Here is a 16,120-nt window from a genome sequence, read left to right as displayed (position 1 = left end):
AGTGGGCGCAGTCATTCGCACTGCCGTTAGACAAAGAGGAGACAGTTCGAACGCGAAGGCGCAAGACGTCATCGACGTCTTCCGGAGCGGCCACTGCGGCCCAGACTTTGCTCGCACAGAGAGCGGGATAACGCGCGTGCCGCAAGCGCCTTGACCTTCCCGTTCCAATCCGCTTGCTTGGGCGCTCACAACGGCCTTCCGGGATGAAACAAGGAGCGCAATCATGTCTTTCGTGCTGGCCATCGACCAGGGCACCACGTCCTCGCGCGCCATGGTCTTTCGCTCCGACATCTCGATCGCGGCCGTGGCGCAGCAGGAATTTCCGCAGCATTTCCCGGCCTCGGGCTGGGTCGAGCACGAGCCGGAGGACATCTGGACCTCGACCATCATGACCTGCCGCGACGCGCTGGAGCGCGCCGGCCTGACCGCAAAGGACATTGCCGCGATCGGCATCACCAACCAGCGCGAGACCACCGTGGTGTGGGACCGCGCCACGGGGCAGGCGGTGCATCGCGCCATCGTCTGGCAGGACCGCCGTACCGCCGACATCTGCGCCAAGCTGAAGGGAGAGGGGCTCGAGCCGATCATCTCGCAGAAGACCGGCCTGATCATCGATCCTTATTTCTCCGGCACCAAGGTCGCCTGGATCCTCGACCACGTGCCGGGCGCGCGCGAGCGCGCCGACCGCGGCGAGCTGATGTTCGGCACGGTCGACTGCTACCTGTTGTGGCGGCTCACCGGCGGCAAGGTGCACGCGACCGACGCCACCAATGCCTCGCGCACGCTGCTGTTCAACATCCATAGCGGCGAGTGGGATGATGAGCTCTTGAAGATCCTGCGCGTGCCGCGCTCGATGTTGCCGGAGGTGAAGGATTCCTCGGCCTATTTCGGTGAGGCCACGCCCGAGCTGTTCGGCGGATCGATCGCGATCTGCGGCATCGCGGGCGACCAGCAGGCGGCCACCATCGGGCAAGCCTGCTTCACGCCGGGCATGATGAAATCGACCTACGGCACCGGCTGCTTCGCGCTGCTCAACACCGGCAGCACGCCGGTCAAGTCGAACAACAAGCTGCTCACCACCATCGCCTATCAGCTCGACGGCGTCAGAACCTACGCGCTGGAAGGCTCGATCTTCGTGGCGGGATCGGCGGTGCAGTGGCTGCGCGACGGCCTGGGGATCATCAAGCACGCCGCCGAGACCGGGCCGCTCGCCGACAAATCGGATTCGCTGCAAAGCGTGTATCTCGTGCCCGCCTTCGTCGGCATGGGCGCACCCTATTGGAATCCGCGGGTGCGCGGCGCGCTGTTCGGGCTCACCCGCAACACCGGCCCAGCCGAGCTGGCGCATGCCGTGCTCGAGAGCGTCTGCTACCAGACCTACGATCTGTGGGCGGCGATGCGCGCCGACTGGCCGGATGCCAGCGCCGCCACCATTGTGCTGCGCGTCGATGGCGGCATGACCGCATCGGATTGGACCATGCAGCGCCTGGCAGACTTGCTCGACGCGCCGGTCGATCGCCCGATGATCCAAGAGACCACGGCGCTGGGCGCGGCCTATCTCGCCGGCCTCAAGGCCGGCGTCTATCCCGAGCCGGAGAAATTCGCCGACAATTGGCGGCTGGAGCACCGCTTCAGGCCGGCGATGAGCGCCGCCACCCGCGCGCGCAAGCTCGCGGGCTGGGCCCGCGCGGTGAAAGGCGTGCTGGCTAACGACGAGGGGGAGTAGGTCTCATGAGATCGTGCGGTTTGCCCGGTCTCACCCTCTCCCCTTGTGGGAGAGGGTGGCACGATCGAGCGAAGCTCGATCATGCCGGGTGAGGGGTCTGCCTCCGCAGAGACGGTGCGCTTGCGGAGACGAACCCCTCACCCAAGTGAGCATGACGCTGGCATCGGTGTAGCCCTCTCCCGCAAGGGGCTATCCGATTCACACATTTTTGAGCCTCAGAGTGGTGCCATATTTGATACCGCGGAAGGCTTCGAGGCCTAATCGCATGACCAAGGGGCCTGGCTTTCCATAGTAGGCGGTCCAGCCTCCGAGCCGAGCGATCACCCATGCCGCGAAGGCAAGTGTACCTTTTCGGTGTGGGTTCTTTTGCTTCTCGGTGGCTCCCTCAAGTTCGGCACAGAGAGCTTCGAGCACAGGCCGGTCGTCGGGGTCGAAGGCCTCGATCAATTTTTCCTCGGTGGTTCCGTCACGGGCGCGCACCAGTTGCATGATGGTGACCGCCGCCACGGCAGCTGCGGCGACAAACTTGATCATGACTTCGGGCTCTCCAATGTCGGCCTGCTCGATGTCGAAGCCCGCCGATTTGAGCGTGCGGAAGAACTCTTCGATGGTCCATCGCTTGCGATAGAGATCGACAATCCGACGCGCTTGCTTTGAGTTGCTCACGGCGTGAGTGGTGAGGGGGCGCCAATGGATCGGCTTGCCCTCATGGGTCGACGACACCTCTCGAACATCGACGATGGTCAGTTGGATCGTCTTGGGCAGATCGGGTGCAGGGATTGGATGCGGCCTGCATAGCGTCACGGGCGAGAAGCGCAAGGCCAGCTCGGCCGTCCGCTCCTTGCGGCCCGGAGCAGCAGGTACCGTCACGCTGTACCGGGCGGCTTCCTGAAGGCTATCAACAAATGCAAACTCACTCGTAGAAGCCCCGGATATCAATTTGATCTTCCGGTTCCAGTTGGCCCGGACAAGAAGCTCCACATTCGGCGGCCGCTGCACGAAGTGTGCGTAAATATCGCTTTCCCGGTCGGAGATAACGGTGATGCCGCGTGCTGCAGACAGAGCCTCGCCCGCCTTCACCGCCGTCGAGAGCCAATGTTGAGACTCTTTGTCTGCGATTGCTCGCGAGCGCCGCGCCGTCACCTTGCCCTTGTCGCGATTCCAAACTTGCGCATCGACAAGACCCAGCAGCGCATCATCGTCGGCATCGAGCGCGAGCGCCGCATGCAGCATCAGCCCACGGGTGCCACCGCCCTTGCCGACAGGTCCATATCCATCGGCCTTGGCGCGTCGTCCGCCAAGGACCAGTTCGCTGTTGTCCTGAACCACGATGATCTCGCGGCCGGCAACGCGTAACGCCGTGCGCGCTGCCGCGTGGCGCGCCATCTCTTCGACCCCTACGCGGTCGTTGCGCAGAAAGCGCGTGAACTGCACCTCCCGCGCACGGTTCCCGGCAAGGCGTCGAATCCGCGAACATGGCCGTCGGACGAGGGCCTCATGCAACAAGACCCCCCTTTTTCGAGGCGGCGATCGCCAAACCGCCCCAGCCCAATCTCCGTCGACATGCGAATGCCCCCCGCCAAGATCTACCTCAGCCAGGGAATCAGTCCTTGACGAGCTCCGCAACCCCAAAGATGTGTGCATTCGACAGCCCGCAAGGGGAGAGGGCGCATTAACACGCAGCTGGTAGGTCGCGGCGCCAATCGCATCACTGCGACGCGCTCTCCTTCTGGAAGTACACGTCGACCTTCATGCCGGTCACGAGCGGGCCGGGCTCGGTCAGGTCGACCAGCACTTCCACCACATCGACATCGGTCAGGCTGCGCTGCTGGCTGAGCGTTGAGTTGCGCCCCTGTTCGACCAGCGGCGCAACGGAGGCGACCTTGCCGGCCATATCGCGGCCGCGGAACGCGGCGGCGCGCACCACCACACTCTGCCCAGCCTTGATCTTGTCGATGTCGCGCTCGTCCGCTTCGGCACGCACGCGCAAGGCCGACATGTCGCCGAGCAGCGCCAGCGGCTGCGTGGCCGAGGGCGCGGCCAGTTCGCCGCGCCGGGCATTGACCTGCAGGATGGTGCCGCCGATCGGCGCGCGGATCGTCAGTTTTTCCAAGCCGGCGCGCGCCGCCTCCAGGTTGGCGAGCGCCACGCTGTATTCGCCTTCCGAAACCGTCGGCAGCGGTGCCTCGTCCGTGGCGCGGCGCAGCTCGTCGCGTTGCTGCGACAGCCGCGTCTCGGCGCGGCCAAGGCCCGCGCGCGCCGCGTCCACATCCGCATTGGCCTTGCCGCTGCGCTTGTCGGCGATCACCTTGTCGACGAGCGCTTGCGCTTCGAACACCGCGGTCTCGGCATCAGCGACGGCGTCCTCGGCGCGGCGCCGCGCCGATGATGAGGATGGTGCATCCTTGTTGCGCACGCGCTTGCGCATATCGGCCTGAGCCTCCGCAGAGGCCAGCTGCGCCCGGGCCTCGCTGTCGTTCAACTTGACCAGCGGCTCGCTCGCTGCCACCGTGTCACCGGCCTTGACCAGCACCTTGCCGATCACCCCCATGACAGGCGCGGCGAGCTTGATGGCGCCGGACACCGGCTCGACCCGCCCCGGCGCCACCGCCAGCCACTGCTTGTCGTCGGCCTTCTCATCTGCGGCTTGCGCCGGAACGAGACATGCGCCGGCCAGCACGGCCGCAGCTATGGCGGCGAGGACCACGCGCGTCGGACGGGCGCGTCCGAGCTGCACTTCTGGAATGACCTTCGACATGGTCATGAGTTCGCGACTTTCCTGGCTGGATTGGCGGTCTCTTCCCGGACGATCCGGCCGTCCTCGATATGCACGATGCGATCGGCGAAGGGCAGTGTGCGGGGATCGTGGGTGACGACCAGCACGGCGCGGGACGGATCCTTGGCGATATCGGCGAGCAGGCGCATGATGGCCTGCCCGTTCTCGGCATCGAGAGCGCCGGTCGGCTCGTCGGCGAGAATCGCGCTGGGCTTGCCCACGATCGCGCGCGCCACCGCGATGCGCTGCTGCTCCCCGCCGCTGAGCTCGAGCGGAAACGATCTGCGCTTGTGCGCGAGACCCACCGTGGCGAGGACGTCGCGTGCCGCCTTCTTGGCGCTGCGCGATCGCTCGCCGCGCACATCCAGCGCGAGCTGAATGTTCTCCTCGGCCGTCAGCGTTGGAAACAAATGATAGGATTGGAAGATAAAGCCGATGCGGTCGCGCCGGAGCTTGGCCAGCATCTCCGCATCGGCCTCGGCAATGGATTGACCGGCGACGCGGACGGTGCCTTCGGCCGGGCTCATCAGGCATCCCATGATCGACAGCAGCGTGGTCTTGCCGCTTCCCGATGGACCCATCAGGAGCACCAGCTCGCCGCCCCTCAGCGACAGGCTGACGCCCTTGAGCACCTGCACCCGCCCGGCACCATGGCCCAGGAAATGGACGATGTTATCGGCCTCGAGCAGCGCCGCGCTCATCGCGTGAACACCAGGGTCGGATCGATGCGGACGACCTTGGCGATCGCCGCGATCGCGGAGCCCACGCACATCACCAGCGTCAGGAGCAGCAGCGCCACGGTCAATGCCGGTGTCACCACCACCTGCAGTGCGGATTCGGCGGTCATCCTGGCGACGATTGCGCCGATGGCGGCGGCGCCGCTGAAGCCGATGATGGCACTGAGCACGGCCTGCCAGATGATCACTTCGTAGATGTAACGGCCGGGCGATCCGATGGCGCGCAAGGTCGCAAACTCGTTCAGGTGGTCCTTGGTACTCGAATATAACGTTTGTGCGACGATAACGGTCCCGACGATGAAGCCGAGCAGGGCGCCCGCGAACAACGCGGCACCGGCGCCGGTGCCGAACAGCCAGAACGACCGGCTGCGGTTGCGAAACTCGTTTCCCGTCAGCACCTCGACATCGGTAAGGCCCGCGCGCAGGTCCCGGCGCACCTGATCGACATCGGCATTCGGCGCGACACGCACCAGCAGATAGGATGCCTTGTTGGACGGCGTTCCCGTCGAGAGGCGGGCGCGATCGAGCTCGGTGAAGACATAAGGCGTAGTCGTGAACGAGCGGATGCCCTTGGTCACCGCGGCCACCTGGACGCTGCGGTCGCGGATTTCGGCCTTGTCGCCGGGGCCGCTGACTCCCAGCCGCGGGAGATAAGACTGCTCGACGGCAACGGCCCCGGGAATCGCGAGGTCGTCGGTGCGGCCGGCGACCACGTTCCAGGGATGCAGTCCCAATCCGTTGAGTTCAGACCCGACCATGAAGACTGGGGTCGTGGTGCGATTGGGCAGACGCCACTGCGCATAGCCGATCACGACGGAGGTCACCTCGGCGACGCCGTTTACGGCCAGCGCCCGAAACCGCTGGCGTTCGTCCAGCAACGAGGGATCCTCGAAACATTTGGTGCCGGCCGGGATGATCCAGAGATCAGCCCCGGCATGGTCGATCATGGTCGTGACCATCTGCCGGAAACCGACATAGAGGCCCATCTGCACCGTCACCAGAACGATGGAGAACACGATGCCGATGATCGTCGCAATGAAGCGCAGGCGGTCATGGAATAGGTTTCGGGAGGCCAGCCTGAATTTCAGCGACATGATCTAGTGTCCGATTCCGAAGTGTTCGTCATTTCCGCAGCGGCCTCTCAAGCGAACTTCGGATTTGAGCACACCAGTGCGGCCCGGTTCGGACATTCGCTTGACGGGCCCGCCGGGAAACTGAAGCGCATTTCTGAACCGCACGCCAGGAACCATCCTGATTTTGAACCATTTCATCTGCTTCGAGATCATATGTCCACGCCCGGCCTTGCTCTCAAGAATCTGCGGGTGATCGTCATCATCATCGTGGTGGCGGTGCACGCGGTGATGGCCTATCTCGGATCATCGCCTGCATCTTCGTTCAAATTCGACGATCCGCCGTTTCGATGGCGAAGTATTCCGATTGTCGATCAGGAACGCTGGTACGGCTTCGACATCTTCTGCGCCCTTCAGGACATCTATCTCATATCGCTCCTGTTCTTTCTCTCCGGGGTGTTCGTCTGGCCGAGCCTGGTGCGCAGCGGCGCCCTGATCTTCCTGCGTGATCGGCTGCTCCGAATCGGCATACCCTTTGCGCTCACCGTGGGCCTGCTGATGCCTTTGGCATACTACCCGGTCTACCGTGTGACGGCGGTCGATCCAGGCCCTGCCGCGTTCTGGGAGCATTGGCTCGCTCTGCCGTTCTGGCCCTCCGGCCCGCCCTGGTTCTTATGGGTGCTGTTGCTGTTCGATACCATCGCTGCTGGATTGTACCTGTTCGCACGACCCTTCGTTGACGCGCTCAGGCGTAGCGTCGGCGAATTGGGAGCCCGTCCGCTGCCGTTCCTGATCGCGCTGTTGTCCGCCTCCGCCCTCGCTTATGTGCCACCGGCTCTCATTTTCAATCCGTGGGACTGGTTTCAGCTTGGACCCTTCTCGTTCCAGTACTGCCGGCCGCTGCATTACCTCGTCTATTTCTTCGCCGGAATTTGCATCGGCGCCCCCGGCCTCGGGCGCGGCCTGCTGGCTCCCGACGGCTGGCTCGTGCATCGCTGGGTCGCCGTGGGCGCCGCTGCATGTGTCGCTTTCCTGATCTGGCTCGGCATGGTTGGGCTCGCGATGACGAGCGATGGTGCGGCCTTGCGTGTGGTGCAGTTCGGACAGGCACTTGGCTTCGTCGGCTGTTGTGCCGCCGGTGTGCTGTTCATGCTGGCGCTCGTCCTGCGTTTCGCCAACCGGCCGCTGCCCGCGCTCGAGCCTCTGCAGGACAAAACCTACGGCATCTATCTGGTGCACTATTTGTTCTCGATCTGGCTGCAATATGCGCTCCTCGGCTTTGCGATGCCGGCGATGGCAAAAGCCGTGATCGTGCTGGCCGGCACGCTGGCAATGAGCTGGGTGTCCGTCCTTGCCATCTACCGGATCCAGGCGATCGCCTGGATCCGCCGTCGCGTCCGCGTCTTGACGCGATAGCGTCCTCTGCCATTCCCCTTGAGGGGGCACGCTCGATCGCCGCAAAGGTGAAGATCGAGGGTCTTGATCGATCGCGAATATGGAGTGGCTGACCAGGTCGATCTCGGCGGCACCGAGGCGAGGTCCTTTGCAGCGGACCACCATGTAAGCGCTGGTGACATCATCGCCAATTGTCGCTTCAATGAGATCAGGAGGTGACCCCATGTTCTTGATCGGCCAATACGACTCGCCGTTTGTTCGCCGCACCGCGATCGCGCTGAAGCTTTACGACCTCCCGTTCCAGCATCGGCCGTGGTCTACGTTCGGCGATGCCGAGACAATCGCGCGATACAATCCGCTGCTTCGGGTGCCGGTGCTGGTGCTCGACAGCGGCGAGGCGCTGATCGATTCCGCTGCGATCCTCGATCATCTCGACGAGACGGTCGGGCCTGAGAAGGCGATGCTCGCAAGGAGCGGCGTCGAACGGCGGAAGCAGCTGCGCACCATCGCACTCGCCACCGGGCTCGGCGACAAGGCGGTCAGCCTGGTCTACGAGCGCGTGCTACGCAAGGAGCAGCTCAAGCTGTGGGTCGAACGCTGCGAGACGCAGATCGCGGGCGTGCTTGCAGCGCTGGAACAGGAGCGGACGGCGGTCGCGACGCCCTGGTGGTATGGCGAGCGTATTGGCCACGCCGATATCGCGGTGGCCTGCGTGCTGCGCTTCACCACCGAGGCGCATCCACATCTGGTCGACAGCGGCCGCTATCCGGCGCTGGCGGCGCATGCCGCGCGCTGCGAGGCACTGCCGGTGTTCCGCGAGATCGTGCAGCCCTTGGCACCTCCGAGCGGCGATTGACGGCATTCACCCTCCCTGGAGGGGCCGCGGCCTCGCAACGCAGAAGTGCCGATCTTAGAGCCGCCAGATTACGTCTTCCGCATCGCCGCCGGCGTATCCGGCTGCGCCAGCGGATGCGCTGCGGCGAAGGCCGGCAGCGCCATTGCAGTCTTGAAGATGCGCAGTGTGGTCGGGTAGGGGGCAAGGTCGATGCCTTGCGCGGTCGCGAACGTCACCAGGCCGACCATGCAGATGTCGGCAAATGTCGGGTTGTCGCCATGGGCGAAACGGCCGGTCTCGCGCTCGCGGACGAGGCGGGCTTCCAGCGCGCGCAGGCTTTCCCCGGCCCAATGTCGCAACCAGGCCGTCTTCTGTTCGGGTGCAAGCTTCAATTCCTCGGTGAGGTATCGCTGCACGCGCGGTACGATCAGCGGATGCATGTCGCCGGCGACCATCGCCGCCAGCGCGCGGACACGCGCGCGGCCGACCGTATCCTCCGGCAGCAGCTTCGGCACGGAAATGGTTTCCTCGAGATATTCGAGGATCGCCAGCGATTGCGTCAGCACCTTGTCGTCGTCCAGCACCAGCGCCGGCAGCGCCATCTGCGGATTGATGTCGGCGTAGTCGTTGCTGCGGTGCTCGCTCTTGTCGATGTCGACGAAGACGACCTCATGCGGCACGTTTTTCAGGTTCAGCGCGATGCGCACCCGAAAACTCGCCAGCGATCGCCAGAAGGAATAGAATTTCATTTTTGCCCTCATCCGATGGTCTCCTCCGTCCGGCGGACGCGGAGTATCGCCCTCGAAAATCAGAAGGGCGCAAGGAGGCCGTGAAGCTGTTGCAACAAACTCGTCATGGCCGGGCTTGTCCCGGCCATCCACGTCTTAAGTCGCGATCGTGTCGAACAGATCGTTCCATGCTGGATTGTTCGCTACAACTAAGCGAACTTTCCAGGCGCGCGGCCAGTGCTTAATGTTGTGTTCCCGCTGAATCGCGTTTCGAATGTCATCGAAGGTTTCGAAATAGACGAGTCGCTTCAGGCCATATCGTCTGGTGAAGCCTTCGACCAGGCCGGAGCGATGCTCGAAGACGCGGCGAACCAAATCGCTCGTCACCCCGACGTGGAGGGTTCCGTTGGGCCGATTGGTCATGAAGTAAACGTATCCGCCTGCCATGCGGATATATTGCAAGACGTGGATGGCCGGGACAAGCCCGGCCATGACGGGGATTTGAACTACCTGTTGGGCCAGTCGAGAGCCGCGGCGTCGCTACTTCGCCCCCACCGCCTTCTTGCGCCAGGCCAGATGCACCGCGCAGGTGCAGCCGGGGGGATGGGAGGCGAGGCCCTCGGGTTCGGCATCGTTGGCGGCAACGGCTCCGGCCGGCGCACGCGCCGGTGTCGCAGCCGCCTGCTTCGCATCGCCCGTCGCCTGCGCCGGGATGTAGTTGAGAATCGGCGCCAGCCAGCGCTCGACCTCGGCGACACTCATGCCCTTGCGCGCGGCATAGTCCTCGACCTGGTCGCGCTCGATCTTGCCGACGCCGAAATAGAAGCTCTCAGGGTTCGCGAAATAGAGCCCCGAGACCGACGAGCCCGGCCACATTGCAAAGCTCTCGGTCAGCTTGACGCCCGCGTTCGTCTCGGCGTCGAGCAGCGCGAACAGCGTCGCCTTCTCGGTATGGTCGGGCTGCGCCGGATAGCCCGGCGCGGGGCGGATGCCCTGATACTTCTCCAGGATCAGCTCCGCGTTGGAGAGTGCCTCGTCCGGCGCATAGGCCCAGAACTCGCGGCGCACACGCGCATGCATGCGTTCGGCAAAGGCCTCGGCGAGACGATCGGCCAGTGCCTTGACCAGGATCGAGGAGTAGTCGTCATTGGCGTTCTTGAAGCGGTCGGCGACGACGTCCTCGCCGATTCCGGCCGTGACGACGAAGCCGCCGATATAGTCGGGCACGCCGGAGGCGGCAGGCGCGATGAAGTCGGACAGCGCGGTGTTGAAGCGGCCCTCGCGCTTCTCGAGCTGCTGGCGCAGCGTGTGCAGCGTCGCGATCAGCTTGTCGCGTGCCTCATCGGCATAGAGCACGATATCGTCGCCGACGGCGTTGGCCGGCCAGAAGCCGATCGTGGCCCGCGCGGTGAACCAATTCTCCTTGACGATGCGGTCCAGCATCTTCAACGCGTCGTCATAGAGCGCACGCGCGGCCTCGCCGACCTTGGCGTCGTCGAGGATGGCGGGGAAGCGCCCGGCGAGCTCCCAGGTCTGGAAGAACGGCGTCCAGTCGATATAGGGCACGAGCTCGGCGAGATCGTAATCGGCAAAGCTCTTCACGCCCAGGAAGCTCGGCTTCACCGGTCGTGCCTTGGCGAAATCGATCTTCGTCGCATTGGCGCGCGCATCGGCCAGGGTCAGGCGCTTCTTGTTGGCCTGGCCGCGCAGATGCGCCTCCGCAATCTTGGCGTATTCGCCGCGGACATCGGCTGCATAGGCCGCTTTCCGTTCCGGCGACAGCAGTGAAGAGGCGACGCCGACCGCGCGGCTCGCGTCATTCACATGCACCACCGGCCCATTTCGATAGTTCGGGTCGATCTTGACAGCGGTGTGTACGCGGCTGGTGGTGGCGCCGCCGATCAAGAGCGGCATGTTCAGATCCTGCCGCTCCATTTCCGAGGCGAGATAGGCCATTTCGTCGAGCGAGGGCGTGATCAGGCCTGACAGCCCGATGATGTCGGCCTTCTCGGTTTTCGCGGTCTCGATGATCTTCGTCGCCGGCACCATCACGCCGAGGTCGATCACCTCGAAATTGTTGCACTGGAGCACGATGCCGACGATGTTCTTGCCGATATCGTGCACATCGCCCTTCACGGTCGCGAGCACGATCTTGCCGGCCGTCGAGCGCTCCGCGCTTGCGCCCTTGTTGGCGGCCTTCTCGGCTTCCATGAACGGCATCAGATAGGCCACCGCCTGCTTCATCACGCGGGCCGATTTCACGACCTGCGGCAGGAACATCTTGCCGTCGCCGAACAGGTCGCCGACCACGTTCATGCCGGCCATCAGCGGGCCTTCGATCACGTCGAGCGGGCGCGTGGAGGCGGCGCGCGCCTCTTCCGTGTCCTGCTCGATGAATTCGGTGATGCCATGCACCAGCGCATGGGACAGCCGCTTCGCGACCGGCCACTCGCGCCAGGCGAGATCAGCCTCCTTGGTCTGCTTGCCCTGGCCGCGGAATTTCTCGGCCAGCGCCAGCAGTCGCTCGGCCGCGCCTGCGTCGCGGTTGAGCACGACGTCCTCGCACACCTGGCGCAGCTCGGGGTCGATGTCGTCATAAACGATCATCTGCCCGGCATTGACGATGCCCATGTCCATGCCGGCCTTGATGGCATGATACAGGAACACCGAATGCATGGCTTCGCGCACCGGCTCGTTGCCGCGGAACGAAAAGGAGAGGTTGGAGACGCCGCCGGAGACATGCGCGCCGGGCAGGTTCTGACGGATCCAGCGCGTCGCCTCGATGAAGTCGACGCCGTAATTGTTGTGCTCCTCGAGCCCGGTCGCGATCGCGAAGATGTTCGGATCGAAGATGATGTCTTCCGGCGGGATGCCGACCTGCTCGACAAGAATCTTATAGGCACGCGCGCAGATCTCGGTCTTGCGCGCGTAGGTATCGGCCTGGCCCGTCTCGTCGAACGCCATCACCACGACGGCAGCGCCATGGCGGCGCGCGATCCTGGCTTCCTGCAGGAACTTCTCCTCACCCTCTTTCAGCGAGATCGAGTTCACCACCGGCTTGCCCTGCACGCATTTCAAGCCGGCCTCGATGACGTGAAATTTCGAGGAGTCGACCATGACCGGCACCCGGGCGATGTCCGGCTCGGCTGCGACGAGATTGAGGAAGGTCCGCATCGCGGCTTCCGAGTCGAGCAGGCCCTCGTCCATGTTGACGTCGATGACCTGGGCGCCGTTGTTGACCTGGTCGCGCGCGACCTGCAGTGCGGCGGTGTAGTCGCCGGCGGTGATCAGCTTGCGGAATTTCGCCGAGCCCGTGACGTTGGTGCGCTCGCCGACATTGACGAAGGGAATGGCGGGAGTGAGCTCGAACGGCTCGAGGCCGGACAGCCGCAGCCGCGGCGCGATCTCCGGCACCGCGCGCGGCTTGTGCGGCGCCACCGCGGCCGCGATCGCCGCAATATGATCCGGCGTGGTGCCGCAGCAGCCGCCGACGATGTTGACGAGGCCGTCGCGGGCGAACTCGCCGATCAGTCGCGCCATGTAGTCCGGCGTCTCGTCATACTGGCCGAACTCGTTGGGCAGACCGGCGTTCGGATAGGCACACACCAAGGTATCGGCCACGCGACCGATATCGGCGATATGGGCGCGCAAATCCTCGGCGCCGAGCGCGCAGTTGAAGCCGATCGTCACAGGCTTGGCGTGCCGCACCGAATTCCAGAACGCCTCTGGCATCTGGCCCGAAAGCAGGCGGCCGGATTTGTCGGTGATGGTGCCGGAGACCATCACGGGGACGTCGATGCCGCGTTCCTCACAGAGTTCGGCGATCGCATAGAGCGCGGCCTTGGCGTTGAGCGTGTCGAAGATGGTCTCGACCAGGAGGATGTCGGCGCCGCCATCGAGCAGCCCGCGCGCCTGCTCGCCATAGGCGAGACGAAGGTCGTCGAAGGTGACGGCGCGATAGCCAGGATTGGCGACGTCAGGCGAGATCGAGGCGGTGCGGTTGGTCGGGCCCATGGCGCCGGCGACGAAACGCGGCTTGCCGTCCTCGGCCGCGACGCGCTGCGCGGCGTTGCGCGCGAGCTTCGCGCCCTCGCGGTTGAGCTCGTATATGATGTCGGTCAGGTCGTAATCGGCCTGCGCGATCGACGTCGCCGAGAAGGTGTTGGTGGCGACGATATCAGCGCCGGCACGCAAATATTGCGCGTGGATGTCCTCGATCGCCTGGGGCTGGGTGAGGATCAGGAGGTCGTTGTTGCCCCTGAGGTCGCGATGGAAGTCCTTGAACCGATCACCACGAAACGAGGCTTCGTCGAACTGCAGCGCCTGGATCATCGTGCCCATGGCGCCGTCGAGGATCAGGATACGCTGGCGGGCCGCGGCGAGGAAGGCGGTACGTTTGGGGGACACGGATACGGACATCAGGCGGCGACTTTCTTGCCAAGCTTCGGGCGGATGCCGAGCAGATGGCTGATGGCAAACACGAGATCGGCACGGTTCATGGTGTAGAAATGGAAGGTGTCGACGCCCTGCTTGGCGAGCTTTTGCACCTGGCCTGCGGCGACCGTCGCCGCGACCAGCTTGCGGGTCTCGGGGTCGTCGTCGAGGCCGTCGAATTTCTCGGCCAGCCAGTTCGGCACGGTCGTGCCGGCCCGGGTCACGAAACCGCGCGCCTGCTTGAAATTGTGCATCGGCATGATGCCCGGCACGATCGGGATATCAATGCCGCGGGCGCGGACACGGTCGAGGTGGCGGAAATAGAGGTCGTTGTCGAAGAACACCTGGGTGATCGCACGCGTGGCGCCGGCATCGACCTTGGCCTTCAGCATGTCGATATCGGCATCGAAGGTCGAACTCTCCGGGTGCTTCTCCGGATAGGCGGAGACCGAGACCTCCATGTCGGGGTGCCGCTTCCGGATGCCCGCGACCAGCTCCGGCGAACGCTGGTAACCGTCGGCATGGGTGTAATAGGGCGTCCCAATGCCGCCCGGCGGATCGCCGCGCAGGGCTACGATGTGGCGAACGCCGACGTCGTGATAACGGTCGACGATCTCGTCGATCTCGCCGCGGGATGCGCCCACGCAGGTGAGATGCGCGGCCGGCAGCAGGCTGGTCTCTTTAAGGATGCGCGCGATGGTGGCGTGGGTGCGTTCACGGGTCGAACCGCCGGCGCCATAGGTAACCGAGACGAAGTTCGGCTCCAGCGGTGCCAGTCGCTCGATCGAGGCCCACAGTGTCTTTTCCATCTCCTCGGTCTTTGGCGGGAAGAATTCGAAGGAGATTTTTGGCCGCAGCAGCCCGACATGTCCGTTCGATATCGGTGTCAAAAGCTCGGTCATGGCACCGCACACTCCGGTTTCCGCGTAAATTTCAAATCAAGGGCCGCTGGGACCCGGTCAGGTCGGTAAGATAAGCGAAATGCAGCACAGCAGACAGCCCACTTGCCATGGGAAATTGCCCACTACCGGCGAAGTGAGGGCGTAAAAACTCAAATGGAAGACGTTTGTTGGGACGGGATCATTGATCGCATCTGGAGACTATATGTAAGGAAATTCAATTGTTTTTACGATATTCGCTCATTCCAGATGGTGGGCTATAGGGATGTAGATTTGTATACAGGCGTTCTTGTCCCACGAATTGTGCCGGTTAGCCATCCTCACCCCACAGGCCTGACCTGCCGACGTGGACCCTTTGTCGGTCCGTCTGCGCCCCCTACCTTACCGGCGCATCCGCGCGAGTTTCTTCAGCCATGATCCCGCTCTCCGTCCTCGACCTGTCCGTCACCACCACCGCGACCAAGCCGGCCGCGGCGCTCCGCAACAGCATCGATCTGGCCCGCCATGTCGATCGCCTCGGCTATGTCCGCTATTGGCTCGCCGAACATCACAGCCTGGCCTCGGTCGCGAGTCCGGCGCCCGACGTGATGATCGGGCAGATCGCAGCGGTGACGGAGCATATCCGCGTCGGCTCCGGCGGGGTGATGCTGCCCAACCACGCGCCGCTCGTGGTCGCCGAGCGCTTCAAGATGCTGGAGGCGCTGTTTCCCGGGCGGATCGATCTCGGGCTCGGCCGCGCCCCCGGCACCGACGGCACCACGGCTTACGCGCTGCGCAGCCGGCTCGACCGCCGCGAGGGCGACGACTTCCTGGAGCGGCTGCATGAGCTGACCTTGTGGGAAACGCGCGAATTTCCCGCCGGCCATCCTTATCACAACGTGATCGCGATGCCGGACGACACGCCGCTGCCGCCGATCTGGCTGCTCGGCTCCAGCGATTATTCGAGCGAGCTCGCAGCCCAGGTCGGGATGGGCTTTGCCTTCGCGCATCATTTCGCCAGTCACGACGCGACCACGGCGATGGTCAACTATCGCGCCCATTTCACCGCCTCGCGCTGGCGGTCACAGCCACATGCGATCCTGGCGGTCGCCGTGGTCACGGCCGAGACCGACGCGGAGGCCGAGCGGCTGGCGTCCTCGATGGATCTCAACCGCCTGCGCCGCGACCGCGGCCAGTACCTGCCGCTGCCGAGCCCGGAGGAGGCGGCGGCCTATCCCTATACGGAGGCCGATCGCGCCTCGATCGCGCGCAACCGCTCGCGGCTGTTCGTCGGCTCGCCGGCGACCGTCCGGGGCAAGCTCGATCCGATGATCGCGGCGAGCCAAGCGGACGAGCTGATGGTGATCACCGCCGTGTTCGATCACGACGCCCGCAAGCGCTCCTACAGCCTCCTGGCCGAGGCGTTCGGATTGGAGCAGGTCGCGGCTTAAGCCTCGATGTCGTCCCGGCCAAGCCCGCTAGGGCGCCGAGCCGGGACCCATACGCCGCGGCCGATGTGGGTGAGCAAGGCTGAGAACCCC

12 protein-coding genes are annotated in these 16,120 nt (G+C 64.5%); 4 read left to right on the top strand and 8 right to left on the bottom strand.

What is annotated here, in order from left to right; genetic code table 11:
- The first annotated feature begins 223 nt into the window (after positions 1–223).
- Entirely contained in the window at positions 224–1,726 is a 1,503-nt protein-coding gene (gene glpK / locus BRAS3843_RS28885; protein ID WP_008972681.1) for a glycerol kinase GlpK, read from the top strand.
- Positions 1,727–1,924: 198 nt separating this feature from the next.
- On the opposite strand, the gene BRAS3843_RS28880 is transcribed toward glpK, so the two are convergent.
- The 4 genes from BRAS3843_RS28880 to BRAS3843_RS28865 form a co-directional block, all read right to left on the bottom strand.
- On the bottom strand, positions 1,925–3,160 hold the full coding sequence (locus BRAS3843_RS28880; RefSeq protein ID WP_244425494.1) for an IS4 family transposase: 1,236 nt from the start codon (positions 3,158–3,160) through the stop codon (positions 1,925–1,927).
- Positions 3,161–3,434: 274 nt separating this feature from the next.
- The gene (locus tag BRAS3843_RS28875; RefSeq protein WP_008972679.1) at positions 3,435–4,490 is read right to left on the bottom strand and encodes an efflux RND transporter periplasmic adaptor subunit; all 1,056 of its coding nucleotides are present in this window, start codon (positions 4,488–4,490) and stop codon (positions 3,435–3,437) included.
- A complete protein-coding gene (locus BRAS3843_RS28870; RefSeq protein ID WP_008972678.1) occupies positions 4,487–5,203 on the bottom strand; it encodes an ABC transporter ATP-binding protein in 717 nt (238 codons plus the stop codon). Before BRAS3843_RS28870 ends, BRAS3843_RS28875 begins: the two co-directional genes overlap by 4 nt.
- Complete coding sequence (locus tag BRAS3843_RS28865) at positions 5,200–6,333, bottom strand: ABC transporter permease (protein WP_008972677.1); 1,134 nt, start codon at positions 6,331–6,333, stop codon at positions 5,200–5,202. The genes BRAS3843_RS28870 and BRAS3843_RS28865 overlap by 4 nt, the downstream gene beginning before the upstream one ends.
- A gap of 192 nt (positions 6,334–6,525) precedes the next feature.
- Between BRAS3843_RS28865 and BRAS3843_RS28855 the strand changes: the two genes are divergently transcribed.
- Positions 6,526–7,725, top strand: coding sequence for an acyltransferase (locus BRAS3843_RS28855; RefSeq protein ID WP_008972676.1), 1,200 nt, complete (start codon positions 6,526–6,528; stop codon positions 7,723–7,725).
- Between the two features lie 202 nt (positions 7,726–7,927).
- Positions 7,928–8,560 (top strand): glutathione S-transferase family protein, encoded by a 633-nt coding sequence (locus BRAS3843_RS28850; protein WP_008972675.1) that lies wholly within the window; start codon positions 7,928–7,930, stop codon positions 8,558–8,560.
- A 68-nt stretch (positions 8,561–8,628) separates the two neighbouring features.
- On the opposite strand, the gene maiA is transcribed toward BRAS3843_RS28850, so the two are convergent.
- The 4 genes from maiA to metF all read right to left on the bottom strand — a co-directional run bounded on the left by maiA (position 8,629) and on the right by metF (position 14,603).
- Positions 8,629–9,288: a maleylacetoacetate isomerase gene (maiA, locus tag BRAS3843_RS28845; protein WP_035983122.1), complete on the bottom strand. Its 660-nt coding sequence runs from the start codon at positions 9,286–9,288 to the stop codon at positions 8,629–8,631.
- Between the two features lie 135 nt (positions 9,289–9,423).
- On the bottom strand, positions 9,424–9,759 hold the full coding sequence (locus BRAS3843_RS28840; protein WP_008972673.1) for a GIY-YIG nuclease family protein: 336 nt from the start codon (positions 9,757–9,759) through the stop codon (positions 9,424–9,426).
- A 48-nt stretch (positions 9,760–9,807) separates the two neighbouring features.
- Complete coding sequence (metH, locus tag BRAS3843_RS28835) at positions 9,808–13,686, bottom strand: methionine synthase (RefSeq protein ID WP_008972672.1); 3,879 nt, start codon at positions 13,684–13,686, stop codon at positions 9,808–9,810.
- The gene (metF, locus tag BRAS3843_RS28830; protein ID WP_008972671.1) at positions 13,686–14,603 is read right to left on the bottom strand and encodes a methylenetetrahydrofolate reductase [NAD(P)H]; all 918 of its coding nucleotides are present in this window, start codon (positions 14,601–14,603) and stop codon (positions 13,686–13,688) included. The genes metH and metF overlap by 1 nt, the downstream gene beginning before the upstream one ends.
- A gap of 410 nt (positions 14,604–15,013) precedes the next feature.
- Between metF and BRAS3843_RS28825 the strand changes: the two genes are divergently transcribed.
- Positions 15,014–16,030, top strand: a complete 1,017-nt coding sequence (locus tag BRAS3843_RS28825; RefSeq protein ID WP_008972669.1) for an LLM class flavin-dependent oxidoreductase — start codon at positions 15,014–15,016, stop codon at positions 16,028–16,030.
- The last annotated feature ends 90 nt before the right edge of the window (positions 16,031–16,120 follow it).

The sequence above is a fragment of the Bradyrhizobium sp. STM 3843 genome, assembly GCF_000239815.1.
Classification (GTDB): domain Bacteria; phylum Pseudomonadota; class Alphaproteobacteria; order Rhizobiales; family Xanthobacteraceae; genus Bradyrhizobium.
This window is presented reverse-complemented; position numbering and strand designations above follow the sequence as displayed.